This window comes from Alcaligenes faecalis, from assembly GCF_041521385.1.
Classification (GTDB): domain Bacteria; phylum Pseudomonadota; class Gammaproteobacteria; order Burkholderiales; family Burkholderiaceae_B; genus Alcaligenes; species Alcaligenes faecalis_E.
Window position 1 is genome coordinate 1,011,425 of sequence record NZ_CP168006.1, and the last position, 16,560, is coordinate 1,027,984.

The following is a 16,560-nucleotide window of genomic DNA, read 5'->3' on the forward strand; positions in this document are numbered from 1 at the left end:
TACAACCTCAAGGGTTATAGGATCAAGCCACACGGGCAATTAGTACTGGTTAGCTACATGCATTACTGCACTTCCACACCCAGCCTATCAACGTCCTGGTCTCGGACGACCCTACAGGGGGGTCAAGCCCCCGGGATACCTAATCTTCAGACGAGTTTCCCGCTTAGATGCCTTCAGCGGTTATCTCTTCCGTACGTAGCTACTCGGCAATGCCATTGGCATGACAACCGATACACCAGTGGTACGTCCACTCCGGTCCTCTCGTACTAGGAGCAGGCTCCGTCAAGTATCCAACGCCCACGGCAGATAGGGACCAAACTGTCTCACGACGTTTTAAACCCAGCTCACGTACCTCTTTAAATGGCGAACAGCCATACCCTTGGGACCGGCTACAGCCCCAGGATGAGATGAGCCGACATCGAGGTGCCAAACACCGCCGTCGATATGAACTCTTGGGCGGTATCAGCCTGTTATCCCCAGAGTACCTTTTATCCGTTGAGCGATGGCCCTTCCATACAGAACCACCGGATCACTATGTCCTACTTTCGTACCTGTTCGACTTGTCAGTCTCACAGTCAAGCACGCTTATGCCATTGCACTATCAAGACGATTTCCGACCGTCTCTAGCGTACCTTCGAACTCCTCCGTTACACTTTAGGAGGAGACCGCCCCAGTCAAACTGCCCACCATGCACGGTCCCCGATCCCGGTAAGGGACCTAGGTTAGAACCGCAAACAGACCAGGGTGGTATTTCAAGGATGACTCCACGCGATCTGGCGACCACGCTTCAACGTCTCCCACCTATCCTACACAGGCCGGTTCACAATCCAATGCAAAGCTACAGTAAAGGTTCATGGGGTCTTTCCGTCTAGCCGCGGGGAGATTGCATCATCACAACCATGTCAACTTCGCTGAGTCTCAGGAGGAGACAGTGTGGCCATCGTTACGCCATTCGTGCAGGTCGGAACTTACCCGACAAGGAATTTCGCTACCTTAGGACCGTTATAGTTACGGCCGCCGTTTACCGGGGCTTCGATCAAGAGCTTGCACCCCATCACTTAACCTTCCGGCACCGGGCAGGCGTCACACCCTATACGTCCACTTTCGTGTTTGCAGAGTGCTGTGTTTTTAGTAAACAGTCGCAGCCACCGATTCACTGCGGCCTCTTCATGCTTTGTGCGCAGGCACATCACACTAATGAGGCATACCTTCTCCCGAAGTTACGGTATTAATTTGCCGAGTTCCTTCTCCTGAGTTCTCTCAAGCGCCTTGGAATATTCATCCCGTCCACCTGTGTCGGTTTGCGGTACGGTCTCGTAGAGCTGAAGCTTAGAGGCTTTTCTTGGAACTGCTTCCAGTTAGTTTAGAGCCGAAGCTCTATCCAGTCACACCCTTGAATTTCGCACCCGGATTTGCCTAAGTGCCTTCTATGATGCGCCAACGGGGACATCCAACACCCCGATAACATTCTGCAATCCGTCCCCCCATCGCACTCTACGACGGTGCGGGAATATTAACCCGCTTCCCATCAGCTACGCATCTCTGCCTCGCCTTAGGGGCCGACTCACCCTGCGCCGATGAACGTTGCGCAGGAAACCTTGGACTTACGGCGAGGGGGCTTTTCACCCCCTTTATCGCTACTCATGTCAGCATTCTCACTTCCGATACCTCCAGCATTCCTCACGGAACACCTTCACAGGCTTACGGAACGCTCTCCTACCATGTGTACATAGTACACATCCGCAGCTTCGGTCTATGGCTTAGCCCCGTTACATCTTCCGCGCAGGACGACTCGATCAGTGAGCTATTACGCTTTCTTTAAAGGATGGCTGCTTCTAAGCCAACCTCCTGACTGTCTATGCCTTCCCACTTCGTTTCCCACTTAGCCATAGTTAGGGACCTTAGCTGGCGGTCTGGGTTGTTTCCCTCTTGAGTCCGGACGTTAGCACCCGGTGCTCTGTCTCCCGTACTGTACTTGCCGGTATTCGGAGTTTGCCATGGTTTGGTAAGTCGCTGTGACCCCCTAGCCATAACAGTGCTCTACCCCCGGCAGTAATATACGAGGCACTACCTAAATAGTTTTCGGAGAGAACCAGCTATCTCCAGGCTTGTTTAGCCTTTCACTCCGATCCACAGCTCATCCCCTAATTTTTCAACATTAGTGGGTTCGGTCCTCCAGCACGTGTTACCGTGCCTTCAACCTGGCCATGGATAGATCGCCTGGTTTCGGGTCTACACCCAGCGACTGAATCGCCCTGTTCGGACTCGCTTTCGCTACGCCTCCCCTATTCGGTTAAGCTTGCCACTGAATGTAAGTCGCTGACCCATTATACAAAAGGTACGCAGTCACCCCACGAAGGGGCTCCTACTGTTTGTATGCATACGATTTCAGGATCTATTTCACTCCCCTTCCGGGGTTCTTTTCGCCTTTCCCTCACGGTACTGGTTCACTATCGGTCGATCACGAGTATTTAGCCTTGGAGGATGGTCCCCCCATATTCAGACAGGATTTCACGTGTCCCGCCCTACTTGTTCGATGCTTAGTTCCACGTACTGAATTTCGCCTACAGGGCTATCACCTGCTACGGCTGGACTTTCCATTCCATTCGACTATTCACTACGCTAAAACATCCAGGCTGGTCCGGTTTCGCTCGCCACTACTTCCGGAATCTCGGTTGATTTCTTTTCCTCGAGTTACTGAGATGGTTCAGTTCACTCGGTTCGCCTCCACATACCTATGTATTCAGTATGGGATACCGTATTGCTACGGTGGGTTTCCCCATTCGGACATCTACGGATCAAAGCTTGTTTGCCAGCTCCCCGTAGCTTTTCGCAGGCTACCGCGTCCTTCATCGCCTGTGATCGCCAAGGCATCCATCATATGCACTTATTCGCTTGATCCTATAACGCTTGATGCTGTTATAGGAATATGAGTATACGTTGTTGCCGTTCATCAATCCTTAGCTGTTATCCAATCCGAAGATTGAACAACGTCTATATTTTTGAGAACTTTCGTTGAACATAATTTGTTCTGTTGCAATCACAACCCGTGTATTGTCATCACAAGTCGACTAATCGTCTTGCGTTTATGAGACAACACACCTTCGTTGTGCTTCTTCCTAATTGTTAAAGAGCAATTCGTGGGTTGCATAACCCAACGAGCAGTATTCTTTACAAAGAACACTCTTCGTTGAATCTCGCGCCAGGCCAACCGTTGTTGTCCTGTGCCCTATACTCTGTCATGAACCTTGCTATATCGACCACCCCCATAAAAGCGGTGGTGGAGGATGACGGGATCGAACCGACGACCCCCTGCTTGCAAAGCAGGTGCTCTCCCAGCTGAGCTAATCCCCCCCGAAGTAATCGTTGGTGGGTCAAGTTGGAATCGAACCAACGACCCCCGCCTTATCAAGACGGTGCTCTAACCGACTGAGCTACTGACCCATCTATCACCAGTGGGCGATACCTTCAATGGTCATGACATGAACTAACAGCCAATAAGTGTGGACGCTTTCGCTTTGCGAGCCATTCGCTCTAAAAGGAGGTGATCCAGCCGCACCTTCCGATACGGCTACCTTGTTACGACTTCACCCCAGTCATGAATCCCACCGTGGTAAGCGCCCTCCTTACGGTTAGGCTACCTACTTCTGGTGAAACCCACTCCCATGGTGTGACGGGCGGTGTGTACAAGACCCGGGAACGTATTCACCGCGACATTCTGATCCGCGATTACTAGCGATTCCGACTTCACGCAGTCGAGTTGCAGACTGCGATCCGGACTACGATCGGGTTTCTGAGATTGGCTCCCCCTCGCGGGTTGGCGACCCTCTGTCCCGACCATTGTATGACGTGTGAAGCCCTACCCATAAGGGCCATGAGGACTTGACGTCATCCCCACCTTCCTCCGGTTTGTCACCGGCAGTCTCATTAGAGTGCTCTTGCGTAGCAACTAATGACAAGGGTTGCGCTCGTTGCGGGACTTAACCCAACATCTCACGACACGAGCTGACGACAGCCATGCAGCACCTGTGTTCCGGTTCTCTTGCGAGCACGGCCAAATCTCTTCGGCTTTCCAGACATGTCAAGGGTAGGTAAGGTTTTTCGCGTTGCATCGAATTAATCCACATCATCCACCGCTTGTGCGGGTCCCCGTCAATTCCTTTGAGTTTTAATCTTGCGACCGTACTCCCCAGGCGGTCAACTTCACGCGTTAGCTGCGCTACTAAGGCCTAACGGCCCCAACAGCTAGTTGACATCGTTTAGGGCGTGGACTACCAGGGTATCTAATCCTGTTTGCTCCCCACGCTTTCGTGTCTGAGCGTCAGTATTATCCCAGGGGGCTGCCTTCGCCATCGGTATTCCTCCACATATCTACGCATTTCACTGCTACACGTGGAATTCTACCCCCCTCTGACATACTCTAGCTCGGCAGTTAAAAATGCAGTTCCAAGGTTGAGCCCTGGGATTTCACATCTTTCTTTCCGAACCGCCTACACACGCTTTACGCCCAGTAATTCCGATTAACGCTTGCACCCTACGTATTACCGCGGCTGCTGGCACGTAGTTAGCCGGTGCTTATTCTGCAGATACCGTCAGCAGTATCCCGTATTAGGGGATACCTTTTCTTCTCTGCCAAAAGTACTTTACAACCCGAAGGCCTTCATCATACACGCGGGATGGCTGGATCAGGGTTTCCCCCATTGTCCAAAATTCCCCACTGCTGCCTCCCGTAGGAGTCTGGGCCGTGTCTCAGTCCCAGTGTGGCTGGTCGTCCTCTCAAACCAGCTACGGATCGTTGCCTTGGTGAGCTTTTACCCCACCAACTAGCTAATCCGATATCGGCCGCTCCAATAGTGAGAGGTTCCGAAGAATCCCCCCCTTTCCCCCGTAGGGCGTATGCGGTATTAGCCACTCTTTCGAGTAGTTATCCCCCGCTACTGGGCACGTTCCGATATATTACTCACCCGTCCGCCACTCGCCGCCAAGAGAGCAAGCTCTCTCGCGCTGCCGTTCGACTTGCATGTGTAAAGCATCCCGCTAGCGTTCAATCTGAGCCAGGATCAAACTCTTCAGTTTAATCTCTGTGGTTGTCCCGTCTTGCGACAAGACCGATTGTGTCTCAAAGAAAAATTCAGAGTTACACAAGGTAATTCTTCATCTTTCGTTTGTGAGCACTTGATACAAACTTGTGGCGATCCCCGAAGGGTTCGACTCGCTCATTCCAAGCGCCCACACTTATCGGCTGTTAATTGTTAAAGAGCAGTGACAGTTGCCTGTCGTTCCACTGACTAACCCGGCTGGCTCGTTGCGTTTAGTGCTTCGTGCCTTGCTGTGTTAGCAGCAGAGAAACGAGATTATGAAGCAAATCAGGCAGCGTGTCAAGCGTTTTTTTGAAGAAGCTAGAAAGTTTAAAACTGTCTAACTCGTCCCGCTTAAACCAGAACTTTCGTTCCAATCTACCTAGCGAACAATCAACCTAAAAGGCTAACCATCCAACTTCACAAACAAGGGTAAATTTTCAAAACCGTCTCAACCTTCAAAACAGCTAAAAACTTAACGTTGCGTTCTCTGGAGCAGAACCTAGAACTTTAACACAGAATTTTCTGATTTGTCAAACTCCGGGTTTTACGCCGTGTCAGTTCCCTGACCAGTCATTCAAGCTTCGGTGCGGGCCTCTTGGCCAAGGCGGTGAAACTTGTCCAACTGCTCTCTGCGGCGCCTCAGAAAACCTGTGTGTGCTGCAGCGAGAAAAGAACTATAGCACGATGATTTTCAGACTTGCAAGCCTTCTTTGACTTTTTTCTGGGTATTTGAGGAGGGGAAATCCAAAAAAAGCACCTAGCACATTGATAACTATGAAGAATAACTATAAAAATAATTTTTAGATTAACTTCGAATTTTTGCCTACGGGCGGAAGACCTCAGCCCTCTACAGAGCAGAACATGGACTGATCGCTGTTTTCCTCACAGAAACTCGCCAGATCATCCCCCCACCCTCTGATAAATCCCCCTCCATATAGGTAGGGGGGAAGTTCCCTCCCAAAAATAGTTGTCTGTCGATGGATTGACTGACTAACTGGATGGTTTGCTGGCTGGATGGTTGGATGGCTGGATGGTTGGATGGTTGGATGGTTGGATGGTTGGATGGTTGGCAAACAGGCTAGCGGCGGTAAACACACAGCGCCATGCCCTCGCCCAAAATCAAGAGTGTCTCTATATAGATAGGACGTTGAGTGGCCTCCAAGATCGAACACGATGCAGAGCTGTTAGCCGCTCGGGGCCCCGGGACCGGGTGTTGGGGCGAGTCAGACGACTTGCCGCAGTCGGAGTCACCATCGGGGATGCAAGCAGTCTGCTGTTTGAGCCCAAGGTTTGTGATTGGTCCGAGGACCAATCACTGGGCGAGTTCAGACTGCGCCCCGATTGTGACTCTGACAAGGGAACCGGCGCGTTGCGCCGGCAAGGAGTCCGCCCCAACACCCGGTCCCGGGGCTTCGAGTGGCGACCTACGTAGAGCGACTGGAACAACAAACGCCCTTTTCGGGCTCCGAGTGGCGACCTACGTAGAACGACTGGAACAACAACCGCCCCCACAAGCAATCTCCCAAACAAAGGCAAGCGACACATTCATCCTCCCTAAACACGCTATATAGTCATAAAGGCATAGCAGCCTCACTGACTTGGCCCTACACTAGCCCGGAACAGATATTCCTTTAGCGAAACTAACTATGCATGAAGACATCCTGATTAACGTCACTCCCTTTGAAACCCGTGTTGCCCTGGTCGAGCAAGGTGCTGTCCAGGAGATTCATATCGAGCGCAGCATTCAACGCGGCTATGTGGGGAACGTGTATCTGGGAAAAGTAGCTCGGGTTCTACCCGGCATGCAAAGTGCCTTTATTGATATAGGGCTGGAGCGCGCTGCATTTATTCATGTAGCCGACTTGCGCCAGAATCGCGCCGAACGCAATCAAGGCAGCGCGACCACGCCCATTGAAAAACTCTTGTTTGAAGGCCAATCTCTATTAGTACAAGTCATCAAGGATCCTTTGGGTACCAAAGGCGCTCGCGTCTCGACGCAAATCAGCATTGCTGGCCGCATGCTGGTGTATCTGCCCTTTGATCCTCATATTGGTGTGTCGCAGCGGATTGGTTCGGATGCAGACCGGATCGAGCTGCGCGAACGCGTCAGCCGCCTGATGCCCAAGGACGAGAAAGGCGGTTTTATCGTACGGACTCAAGCCGAATGCGCAACAGACGAAGAGATCAGTGCGGATCAGCAATATCTGCGCACTTTATGGACCCGTATTCAGGAACGTATCCGCGAGCAAGGCGCCCCCTCTGTGCTTTATACGGACTTGAGCCTTGCGCAACGTGTTTTACGCGATATGGTGACACCCAACACTCAGTCCATCGTGGTGGATTCGCGCATGGTGGTGCAAGAGATGAAGGAATGGGCACAGATTTATACGCCATCCGTACTGGAGCGCATTAATCATCACAAGGGCAGCCGCGCCTTGTTCGATACCGCCCATGTGGATGAGGAGATCAACCGCGCCCTGTCGCGTCGGGTAGATTTGAAATCAGGCGGTTACTTGATTATCGACCAGACCGAAGCTCTGACGACGGTAGATGTGAATACAGGTGGTTTTGTTGGCGGCCGAAACTTCGACGACACCATTTTCAAGACCAACCTGGAGGCGGCAATTGCCCTGGCCCGCCAACTGCGTCTGCGCAATCTAGGTGGCATCATCATTTTGGACTTCATTGATATGGACGACCCCGCCCACCGGGAGTCGGTCTTGCAAGAGCTGCAAAAAGCACTGGCCAAAGATCGTACTCGTGTGACGATCAATGGTTTTAGTCAGTTAGGGTTGGTGGAGATGACACGCAAACGCACGCGTGATTCCTTGGCACACCAACTATGCGAGCCCTGCCCTACCTGCCAGTCACGTGGTTCCGTGCGCACGGCCCGTACTGTCTGCTATGAAATCCTGCGCGAAGTACTACGTGAAGCCAAACAATTCAATCCAAAAGAATTCCGTATTCTGGCGGCTCAGGAAGTCGTGGATCTTTTTCTAGAGGAGGAAAGCCAACACCTGGCTGTAGCCGGTGATTTTATCGGCAAGCCTATCTCCCTGGAAGTAGACCCGCACTACTCCCAAGAACAGTACGACATTATCTTGCTGTAAGTGTTCTGTCTTGGGATTGGCTGGGTAGCCAATCCCTTCCATTACCTTGCGTGCGACAAGACCTCCGTCAGACAGCCCCCTAGCTTCTGTCAAAAAGCTCCATGCCTATTCCGTGATCTGATGATGGATGATATGAAAGCCCTCTGACTCCTGTGGCGCTACAAAATAACGACTAAACAAATCAAACTGCGTCTCTGTTGTTTCAAAAGGATGTTCACCACTGGCATTACGGGCATGCAAACGCGCTTTGCACAAGGCATCGGCCACATCCAGATAATGCAGTTCATGAGCCACGCCTGCTTTTTCAATTAGCTCCCGTGCCCACGCGCGTGTTGCCAACGTATTGGATGGAAAATCCAGCACCACGGATACCCCGGCCTGCAGCAGGCCCACAATATGCGGCGCCATGACACTACGCAGCAGGCCGGAACAACGCGCGTACTCTTCCAAAGACGTAATTTGACCGGGATACACGCTAGCCAGCCAAACATCTTCGCTGATCAGTACTGTCTTTGACGGCTCGGACAACTGCTTGGCAAAGGTGGATTTGCCTGCCGCAATCTTGCCGCAAATAAGATAGAGCATCGTGGCTGTCGGTTTGGCTTGGGGCATAGCGGCAAAATCCATCATCTTCTCTCTTAACGGGAAGGGACTGAAAACAATAAACCCGCCTGAAAAGGCGGGTCAAGAATGGACTTGTGCTGCGGTTGGGCACTTCATGTATTCAAAACGTCGCCCTTCGCAAAGCTTGAACCATTACAGCGGTACAGCGGGGACAAAGTCATCTTCAGGCAACACCTCTTTAGGCGCATCATCAGGATTGCACACACCTGGAGCACGAATCGAGGTAAATATTGCCCTGATTTCCTTTTTCACATCCGCACGGTAGCTATAGACCTTGGCATCCACCCAGCCTTTTTGCATCAAGGTCAGATCAATCAGAATGCTGTTATCCCACCCCGCCCCTGGCTCCAGTTCGTAACGCAAGGTGCCGTAGCTGGCCTGCCCCTCTTGCATTTTGAACACGGCCGCTTTGCCGCACTCTGCCTGGTGCTTGAACAAGGCGCGCTGAATGCCCACGAAATCCATATTGATGCGTCGCTCAGTCTTGAAAAAGCTGGACCGACGCAAATCCTGTTCCCGCAATTGTGCATTCTGCTTGGCACATCCTGCCAACACAGCCACCCCGGCCAGCGCAAGAATGATCTTCTTCATGATGTTCCTTATTGTGCAGCCCCAGGCCGCTTATTCGTTGAACTGAAACTGCATTTGGTAGAAACCGGCGTACACACCATTGCGAGCCAGCAATTCGTCGTGACTGCCCTGCTCAATAATCCGCCCCTCGTCCAGCACCAGGATTTGATCAGCATTTTGTACGGTAGACAGGCGATGGGCAATCACCAAGGTACTACGACCTTTCATCAAGGTTTCCAGAGACATCTGAACCTGACGCTCGGATTCGTTATCCAAGGCGGAGGTTGCTTCATCCAGAATCAAGATTGGCGCATTTTTTATCAGGGCACGCGCAATTGCCAAACGCTGACGTTGACCGCCCGACAGGAAGTTGGCATTTTCGCCAACCATTGTATCCAGACCTTGGGGCAGACCTTCCACAAACTCACGCAAATTGGCAGCTTCCAGGGCTTCCCAAATACGCTCCGATGGAACATCGGCCCCCGCACCATAGGCCACATTCTGGCCGATCGTCGCCTCAAACAGCACCACATCCTGACTGACCAAAGAAATCTGGCTACGCAAGCTGCGCAAGGTCAGCTCTTCCGAGGCAATGCCATCAACCCGCACTTGCCCACTAGTCGGCACTAAAAAGCGCGGCACCATATTGGCCAGCGTGGTCTTGCCACTGCCGGAACGACCGACCAGAGCAATAGTCTGGCCAGGCTGCACCGCAAAGCTGACCTCGGACAAGGTATCACGATGGGCGTTGGGGAAACGGTGGGAGACCACATCAAACTCGATATGACCGCGCACAGGCTGCTTGAATTCGCGAGTCCCGGTATCAGGCTCGGGATCCTGGTCGACCAGCTTGAACACGCTTTCTGCCGCGACCAACATGCGCTGCATCGTGCCCGTGATATTGGTCAGGCGCTTGATGGGATCAAAAATCTGCCCCAAAGCTGCCATGAAGGCCGCAAAGCTACCAATAGTCAGCGTGCCGGTATTGGCCTGATACAGCGCCACAAAAATCACCCCAGCCACCGCGATAGACACAAACAGCTGCGTAATGGGCGACAAGGCCGCATCCGCAGAAGCAGCACGCATGGCAAAACGGCGCAGGCGCGCATTCACGTACATGAAACGCGTGTTTTCACGCTCGTAGCCATCAAACAGCTTAATGACGCGTTGAGCATCAATGGCCTCGCTAACCACACGGGTCAGCTCAGCATTCATGTTCACCGTATCGCGGTTGATGCGACGCAAGCGGCGCGACACCATTTTGGCGACAAAAACCGAGGCTGGCATGACCAGAAACACAATCACGGTCAATTGCCAGGACATGTACAGCAAAACGGCCAACAAGGCGATCACCGTCAGGGTTTCACGCACCACAACCGTGACAACCTCTGTGGCCACGCCGGTCATGGTGCCGGCATCAATCGTGAAACGGTTCAGCAAACGGCCCGTATCCCCCTGCTTGAACTCCGAATCGGACAATCCCAACAGGCGGGAGAACATGTCTGCACGTAAAGTCAGCAACATTTTGTTGGCGATCCAGGCAAACAAGTAAGAGCTGCCGTAAGTGGTGACGCCGCGCACAAACATCAGCCCGATCACCGCCAGCGGGATAGACCACATATAGTCAGGATTGGCGCCGGTAAAGCCCCCGTCCAGCAAAGGCTTCATGATCACGGCCAGTACCGGCTGGGTGGCCGAGGAAATACTGACCAGGATCAGCGCCAGTACCACCACCTTCCAGTAAGGCAACAAACGGCTATAAATGCGCTTCCAGAGATCGGATTTGACGGGATCGTGCCCAGCAGGCTTGATTTTGGTTTCGATGGCGTTGGACAACGAGGACACCCTATATACTATCTAATTGTGTTTATTCTAACGCTCATTGCCTGAGTCGAGCGTCCTCGCTTTTGTTGGTTCTGCCGCGTTGTCCCTGTTCATGTCTGATCCCTCTGCCCTTTACCTACGACTGCCTAATTGGCTAGGCGATGTCTGCATGAGCCTGCCGTGTTTACAGGCTCTGCTCGATACCGGTTTGCCTGTTGTGGTTTGCGCCCGCCCCTGGGCCCGCGAGCTGCTGTCAGCTTATCCCTTGCATGGTTTCATCCCCATGACCAGCCACTGGCATCAAGATGCCAAAGCCATACGCCGTTATCGTCGCCAGCACGGCCAGCGCAACGCGTACGGCCTGCTGCTGCCCGATTCACTGAGCAGTGCGCTCAGCTTCAAACTGGCCGGCCTGCCAGCCTGCGGTTACCGGGACGATGGCCGTAGCCTTTTATTACGTTGGCCTTTAAATAAGCCGCAAAAGCGGTTGCACGCGGTGCAATCCTGGTTCTATATTGTTCAACAGGCTTTGAAGCTGTGGAACTTGAACCCAGCAGCAGAACAAGCCCCAGCCACCCTGGATTTGACGCTCAGCCCCCTGCAACGGCAAGAAGGCGACAACAGTTTGCGCCAAGCCGCCCTGCGCCCCGGTGACTATATTCTGATCGCCCCGACTGCAACGGGACTGCACAAAGGCCGCGTCAAAGTCTGGCCCTATTTCGACCAACTGACCCGACATCTGCAAGCCCAAGGCAAAACCGTCATTATGTGTCCTCCGCCCAACGAGCATGAGGCTGCCCTGCACAATGCGCCCAGCGCACGTTGCCTGCCGCCCCTGCCCTTAGGAGCGTTTGCACGGCTTTGCCAACAGGCGCAGTGGGTCGTTTGCAATGACTCTGGCGTCTCCCATGTTGCAGCAGCCATCAAGGCTCAGCAACTGACCTTATGTGGCGTCACCAACCCGCAAGACACCGGCCCCTGGTCGCCACGGGCGATCTGCCTGGGCCATGATGGCCAATGGCCTACGCTGGACGAGGTAGTGCATGTGCTGGAGTCAGAACAGGAGCACCCATGAGCGTATCGAGCATCCTGACCAGCCTGGTCATTCCATTGAACTTGTTTGCAGCCCTTTTACTTTTGGCGGTCTTGCTCTTTATCTTGCGTCAGCGTAAAACGGCTGCTGCCCTGGCTTTGGCCGGACTGCTCTGGACCGGCGCCTGGTCCCTTCCAGCGACCAGCCTGTATGCAGGCGGCTATCTGGAAAACATGTATCCCTACCAACCGGCCGAACACGTGACACAGGCCGATGCCATTGTCGTTCTGGGCGGTCACACCGCCCAAAACCGCAGCAATTGGTTCTTGCCGCAGACCGCACAAAAAACATCGGCACGAGTAGAACGGGCGGCTGATCTGTATAAGGCGGGACGTGCGCCTTATATTGTCCTGTCGGGGGCAGCTCTGGACGGCGGCATCAGCGAGGCCAAGGTCATGGCGAACACCCTGAATAACCTGGATGTCCCGGCCTCGGCCCTGCTGATGGAAAACGACAGCCTGACCACTCAACAAAATGGCGCATACACGGCCAGGCTACTGCAAGAAAAACAGGCCAAGGATGTTCTGCTAGTGACATCAGCCCTGCACCTGCCACGTGCCATGGCTATTTTCCGCAAGCAGGGAGTTGATGTAATTCCGGCCGGTGCAGCTCCACAGTTAACAGTTCCGAACAGTCCCGGGTTTTCCAGGTGGAAGCCAAGCCTCATGGCCCTGCAGTCCAGCCGCTCCATCATCAAGGAGTATGTCGGTATTCTGGTGTATTGGTCCCGAGGCTGGGCATGATTTGTCGTTCCGAATGCGGGGCCTGCTGTATCGCCCCCTCCATTTCCAGCCCCATTCCTGGCATGCCTCACGGCAAGCCGGCGGGTGTACCCTGTATCCAACTGGACGAACAACTGCGCTGCCGGATTTTCGGCCAACCCGAACGGCCTGCCTGTTGCTCCGGTTTACAAGCCTCGCCAGACATGTGCGGGCAGAAACGCGAAGATGCGTTGATCTGGCTAAACCAGTTGGAAACGCTGACAGCACCGGCCCTGACGAACGAGATATAAAAAAGAGGTGGCCTGAACCCAAGTCAGAGCACCTCTTTTTCGTTCAAGCCCCCAATCAGGGGGGATGCGTCTGTCACCCCCTAACGCGCAAAGCTCGGGCATGAAGGTAAACCTTTTCGGTATCCTCCGCAAACTTGCTCATGGCAAACTTCTCCAGCACACGACGCCGGGCATTGCCACCCAAGGTTTTCAGACAAAATTTGTCATTGAGCAGTTGTTGCAGATACGAGTGCAAAGCTTGCACATCTCCCACCGGCACAACCCAACCATCCACACCATCACGCACGTTCTCTGGCAAACCTCCCGCTGCCGAAACCAGAGTCGGCAAGCCAGCCGCCATGGTTTCACAACTGGCGTAAGAGGCTGCTTCACGATAAGACAGCACAAAACCCACGTCGCTGGCAGCCAGCACTTGACGCACGTCAGAGATCAGACCTGGAAAGATGACGGATTGCCCCATGTTCAGCTCACGAACACGCGCTTTCATCGCCTCATTAGGCGGATCACCCGCTACCAGGATACGGATACGGCCACGCTGCTCAGCGGACAAGCGGCTCACAGCCTCCACCAGCAATAGCCAGCCTTTATTCAGATCGGTGCCGCCGATACTGCCAAAAACCAGCGCATTGTCGGGTAAATCTCCAAAAAACTGCTGGCGAGCCTGTGCTCGTTGGACAGGAGAAAAAGGCTGCAAATACGACACATCAATACCATTACGCACCACCGTAATCGGCGCGCGAGCATAGCCTGACTGCTGCAACTGAGCTTTCACGAATTCACAAACAGCAATGGCGGACTGGGTACCGAAACGGGCACGCAGGCTATGACCGAAACTGTTGACTTCATTCGTATTATGTTTTGTCCAGACAATGGCCGGAGCTTCACGCAGCCCCAGGCAGGCCGCCATCAGGTGTCGGTGATCCGCACCACCATTGCAGTGAGCAATATCGAAACGATTGGCTTTCAAAAATTGGCGCAGACGCCAGATTTCTGGCACGGCCGTAAAGATACGGGATGTATACAAACCCGGCAGCACACGCACATTGGGTATGCGGCAAGCCTCTTGATAGAGACGCCCCGTTGGCGGCACGGCCAGCGTGAATTCGCAGCGATTGGCCATCTCACGCAACAAACTCAGCACGTAAGTGACGTGACCACCGCCATTGCCATGATGAATATCGGTAATAAGAACCTTCACTAATCGCTCCGCCCGCAACGTGCTTAATTGACTACAAAAAGCACCACGAAGATGCGTACACGAAACGAAGTGTATCTGCTCTAGCCCTGGCTGAACAATAACTGAACGCATTTTGATAGGTTCAGGCGCAACCTAAATACAACAAGCGGTCTTAACGACGCCTCAAAACCTCGGCATACAGATCCTGGTACTGAGAGGCAACTGCAGACCAACTGAACTGGGCCAGCAATTCCCGAGAGTTCTCGACCAGATTACGGGCCATCACCGGATCCTTGCTGATTTTCTCAATCGCTTGGGCCAGTTCCTGAGTATCTTCGGGATGACTGAGCAGCAAGGCGTGATAGCCGCCCTGGACGTATTGTGCGAAGCCGCACCACGGAGCCGGGCTCAGGATGACCGGCAAGCCATAGGACATGGCTTCCAGCGGTGCCATGCCAAAGCTGTCATTCAAGGTAGGATGCACGTAAATATCGGCAGCGCGATAAAAAGGTTCAACATTAGAGGTTTCACCCTGCAGGATAACGCGATCCTGCCTATTCAGCGTCTGAAGCTGCTGGCGTATCTGGTCACGCAGCCCCGGCTTTCCACCCACCACCAGCAGTCGATAATGGGGGGGCAGTTTCGCCAAGGCTTCCAACACCGTATTCAAGCCTTTACGCAGCGGATTGCGAGCCACCAACAGGCAGACGACCTGATCGTTCGTAAAACCCAAAGACTCGCGAACCTTGTTGCGCTCTTCACCTTGCGGGTCAGCTTGTGGCAAGGCGACCCCAGGCGCTATGACGGGATAGTCGTGTACGCTGCCATAAGCTTGCTGCAATTGTTCGGCAATCAGGCCCGAAACGGCGACCACTGCATGAGGACCTGGGCGCAAACGGCGTTTTTCCAGGCCCAGATACCCCCAGACCCTGGGGCTGAAGTAGGAGCCCAGTTTTTTCAACAAAGGCAAAGGCCGCACGCGCCAGTTAAACCGCACGGGGGTGACATGCACTACTTCCACGTCCCCGCACCAGCCGTTCATATGCGAGTGCACAAGATCAAAACCTTGCGCCGTGGCCTTGGCGGCCTGACGGGCAAACAGGATGCCGCGTATCCAGCCAGGCCAGTGCGACCAATGACGAATAGGCACGTAGGCCAGCTTCAAGTCGCAGCGGCTGTCATATTCGCGCGCAAACACGGTGACTTCGTGCTTTTCGGCCAGCTCGCGCATCAGCTCCACCCCGTAAGCCTCGGCACCGCCAAAGCGGTTACCGAAACGGTCGACCACAAAAGCGATGCGCAGGCGCTCGGGAATCGCAGCGGGCGTGTCGCGGGCTTGATCTGAGTTCATGAGCGGGAAACCGTACGACGCTTGTCTTCCAGGCGTGTCACGCACTTTTGTACAAAACGCAAAATATGGGTGGAGCGCGAAACCGTAACGCGGGGCAGGTCAAACAAATCATCATCCGAACGGACCAGACCGCGATTGGTCGTGGTGGCATTCAGATAACCAGCCTGACGCACCTGATCACGAATAGCCTGATTCTGATCGCCATAGGGATAGCAAAAGGCGCTGACTTCCACTTGCAGCACTTCTTGCAGCTCTGTTTTGGATTGTACGATCTGATAATGGGCAATTTCCGAGGACACATCGGTCAGATGCACATGGTCCAGGGTATGCGAACCGGCCTCATGACCTGCATTGACCCAGGCGCGCAACTCGGGCAAGGACATCAACCCAGAGTGCGGCACGCCTTTGGGTTGATCCCAGAAATTGGAGCCGTCCAAATGCCGGGCAACGATGTAATTGGTGGCGGTAAAGCCCAATTCGTCCAGCACCGGCATCGCGTTCTGAAACACGTTACGGTAGCCGTCATCAAAACTGATTCCCACGACCTTGCCCTGCTTTTCGCCACGCAGGTACGGCATCAATTGCGCCATGGACAAACCTTGATAGCCCAGGCGTTTTAGCCATGTCATCTGGCGCCGAAAGTCAGTAGGGTGCACAGTCAAGCCACGATACGGCGAACCTTTGGGAGCAGGCACCCCGACCTGGTGGTACATAAGAA

General features: G+C 53.7%; 10 protein-coding genes, 2 tRNA genes and 2 rRNA genes. 4 read left to right on the forward strand and 10 right to left on the reverse strand.

The window, feature by feature from the left end:
- Positions 1-18: 18 nt before the first annotated feature.
- The 4 genes from ACDI13_RS04630 to ACDI13_RS04645 form a co-directional block, all read right to left on the reverse strand.
- Positions 19-2,901, reverse strand: a 23S ribosomal RNA gene (locus tag ACDI13_RS04630).
- Between the two features lie 377 nt (positions 2,902-3,278).
- Positions 3,279-3,354, reverse strand: a tRNA-Ala gene (locus tag ACDI13_RS04635).
- Positions 3,355-3,367: 13 nt separating this feature from the next.
- Positions 3,368-3,444, reverse strand: a tRNA-Ile gene (locus ACDI13_RS04640).
- 93 nt (positions 3,445-3,537) lie between these two features.
- A 16S ribosomal RNA gene (locus ACDI13_RS04645) occupies positions 3,538-5,076 on the reverse strand.
- The 16S and 23S rRNA genes sit together here with 2 tRNA genes alongside, the layout of an rRNA operon.
- A 1,651-nt stretch (positions 5,077-6,727) precedes the next feature.
- Between ACDI13_RS04645 and rng the strand changes: the two genes are divergently transcribed.
- On the forward strand, positions 6,728-8,191 hold the full coding sequence (gene rng, locus ACDI13_RS04650; RefSeq protein ID WP_316989059.1) for a ribonuclease G: 1,464 nt from the start codon (positions 6,728-6,730) through the stop codon (positions 8,189-8,191).
- A 105-nt stretch (positions 8,192-8,296) separates the two neighbouring features.
- On the opposite strand, the gene ACDI13_RS04655 is transcribed toward rng, so the two are convergent.
- From ACDI13_RS04655 to msbA, 3 genes are all read right to left on the reverse strand, one after another.
- A complete protein-coding gene (locus tag ACDI13_RS04655; protein WP_316989058.1) occupies positions 8,297-8,821 on the reverse strand; it encodes an ATP-binding protein in 525 nt (174 codons plus the stop codon).
- Between the two features lie 126 nt (positions 8,822-8,947).
- A complete protein-coding gene (locus ACDI13_RS04660) occupies positions 8,948-9,406 on the reverse strand; it encodes a lipoprotein (RefSeq protein ID WP_316989057.1) in 459 nt (152 codons plus the stop codon).
- 30 nt (positions 9,407-9,436) lie between these two features.
- Positions 9,437-11,230, reverse strand: coding sequence for a lipid A export permease/ATP-binding protein MsbA (msbA, locus tag ACDI13_RS04665; RefSeq protein WP_372372792.1), 1,794 nt, complete (start codon positions 11,228-11,230; stop codon positions 9,437-9,439).
- Positions 11,231-11,321: 91 nt separating this feature from the next.
- Here msbA and ACDI13_RS04670 point away from each other — a divergent pair, with 91 nt between their 5' ends.
- Genes ACDI13_RS04670 through ACDI13_RS04680 form a run of 3 tightly spaced genes read left to right on the forward strand, consistent with a single transcriptional unit; the run spans position 11,322 to position 13,314 of the window.
- On the forward strand, positions 11,322-12,284 hold the full coding sequence (locus ACDI13_RS04670) for a glycosyltransferase family 9 protein (RefSeq protein ID WP_372372794.1): 963 nt from the start codon (positions 11,322-11,324) through the stop codon (positions 12,282-12,284).
- A complete protein-coding gene (locus ACDI13_RS04675) occupies positions 12,281-13,045 on the forward strand; it encodes a YdcF family protein (RefSeq protein ID WP_316989055.1) in 765 nt (254 codons plus the stop codon). The genes ACDI13_RS04670 and ACDI13_RS04675 overlap by 4 nt, the downstream gene beginning before the upstream one ends.
- Positions 13,042-13,314, forward strand: coding sequence for a YkgJ family cysteine cluster protein (locus tag ACDI13_RS04680; protein WP_316989054.1), 273 nt, complete (start codon positions 13,042-13,044; stop codon positions 13,312-13,314). The genes ACDI13_RS04675 and ACDI13_RS04680 overlap by 4 nt, the downstream gene beginning before the upstream one ends.
- 73 nt (positions 13,315-13,387) lie before the next feature.
- Here ACDI13_RS04680 and ACDI13_RS04685 read toward each other — a convergent pair whose 3' ends face one another.
- The 3 genes from ACDI13_RS04685 to ACDI13_RS04695 all read right to left on the reverse strand — a co-directional run bounded on the left by ACDI13_RS04685 (position 13,388) and on the right by ACDI13_RS04695 (position 16,555).
- A complete protein-coding gene (locus ACDI13_RS04685; RefSeq protein ID WP_316989053.1) occupies positions 13,388-14,512 on the reverse strand; it encodes a glycosyltransferase family 4 protein in 1,125 nt (374 codons plus the stop codon).
- A gap of 151 nt (positions 14,513-14,663) precedes the next feature.
- Complete coding sequence (locus ACDI13_RS04690) at positions 14,664-15,842, reverse strand: glycosyltransferase family 4 protein (RefSeq protein WP_316989052.1); 1,179 nt, start codon at positions 15,840-15,842, stop codon at positions 14,664-14,666.
- Positions 15,839-16,555 carry a polysaccharide deacetylase family protein gene (locus ACDI13_RS04695; protein WP_372373083.1) on the reverse strand — a complete coding sequence of 239 codons (717 nt, stop codon included), beginning with the start codon at positions 16,553-16,555 and terminating at the stop codon, positions 15,839-15,841. The genes ACDI13_RS04690 and ACDI13_RS04695 overlap by 4 nt, the downstream gene beginning before the upstream one ends.
- Positions 16,556-16,560 lie beyond the last annotated feature (5 nt).

What these genes read in the sequence shown, in the direction of transcription:
- ACDI13_RS04680 (WP_316989054.1), top strand. Translation starts at nt 13,042, where the DNA reads ATGATTTGTCGTTCCGAATGCGGGGCCTGCTGTATCGCCCCCTCCATT.
- ACDI13_RS04670 (WP_372372794.1), top strand. Translation starts at nt 11,322, where the DNA reads ATGTCTGATCCCTCTGCCCTTTACCTACGACTGCCTAATTGGCTAGGC.
- ACDI13_RS04695 (WP_372373083.1), bottom strand. Translation starts at nt 16,555, where the DNA reads ATGTACCACCAGGTCGGGGTGCCTGCTCCCAAAGGTTCGCCGTATCGT.
- rng (WP_316989059.1), top strand. Translation starts at nt 6,728, where the DNA reads ATGCATGAAGACATCCTGATTAACGTCACTCCCTTTGAAACCCGTGTT.
- ACDI13_RS04690 (WP_316989052.1), bottom strand. Translation starts at nt 15,842, where the DNA reads ATGAACTCAGATCAAGCCCGCGACACGCCCGCTGCGATTCCCGAGCGC.
- ACDI13_RS04660 (WP_316989057.1), bottom strand. Translation starts at nt 9,406, where the DNA reads ATGAAGAAGATCATTCTTGCGCTGGCCGGGGTGGCTGTGTTGGCAGGA.
- ACDI13_RS04675 (WP_316989055.1), top strand. Translation starts at nt 12,281, where the DNA reads ATGAGCGTATCGAGCATCCTGACCAGCCTGGTCATTCCATTGAACTTG.
- ACDI13_RS04655 (WP_316989058.1), bottom strand. Translation starts at nt 8,821, where the DNA reads ATGATGGATTTTGCCGCTATGCCCCAAGCCAAACCGACAGCCACGATG.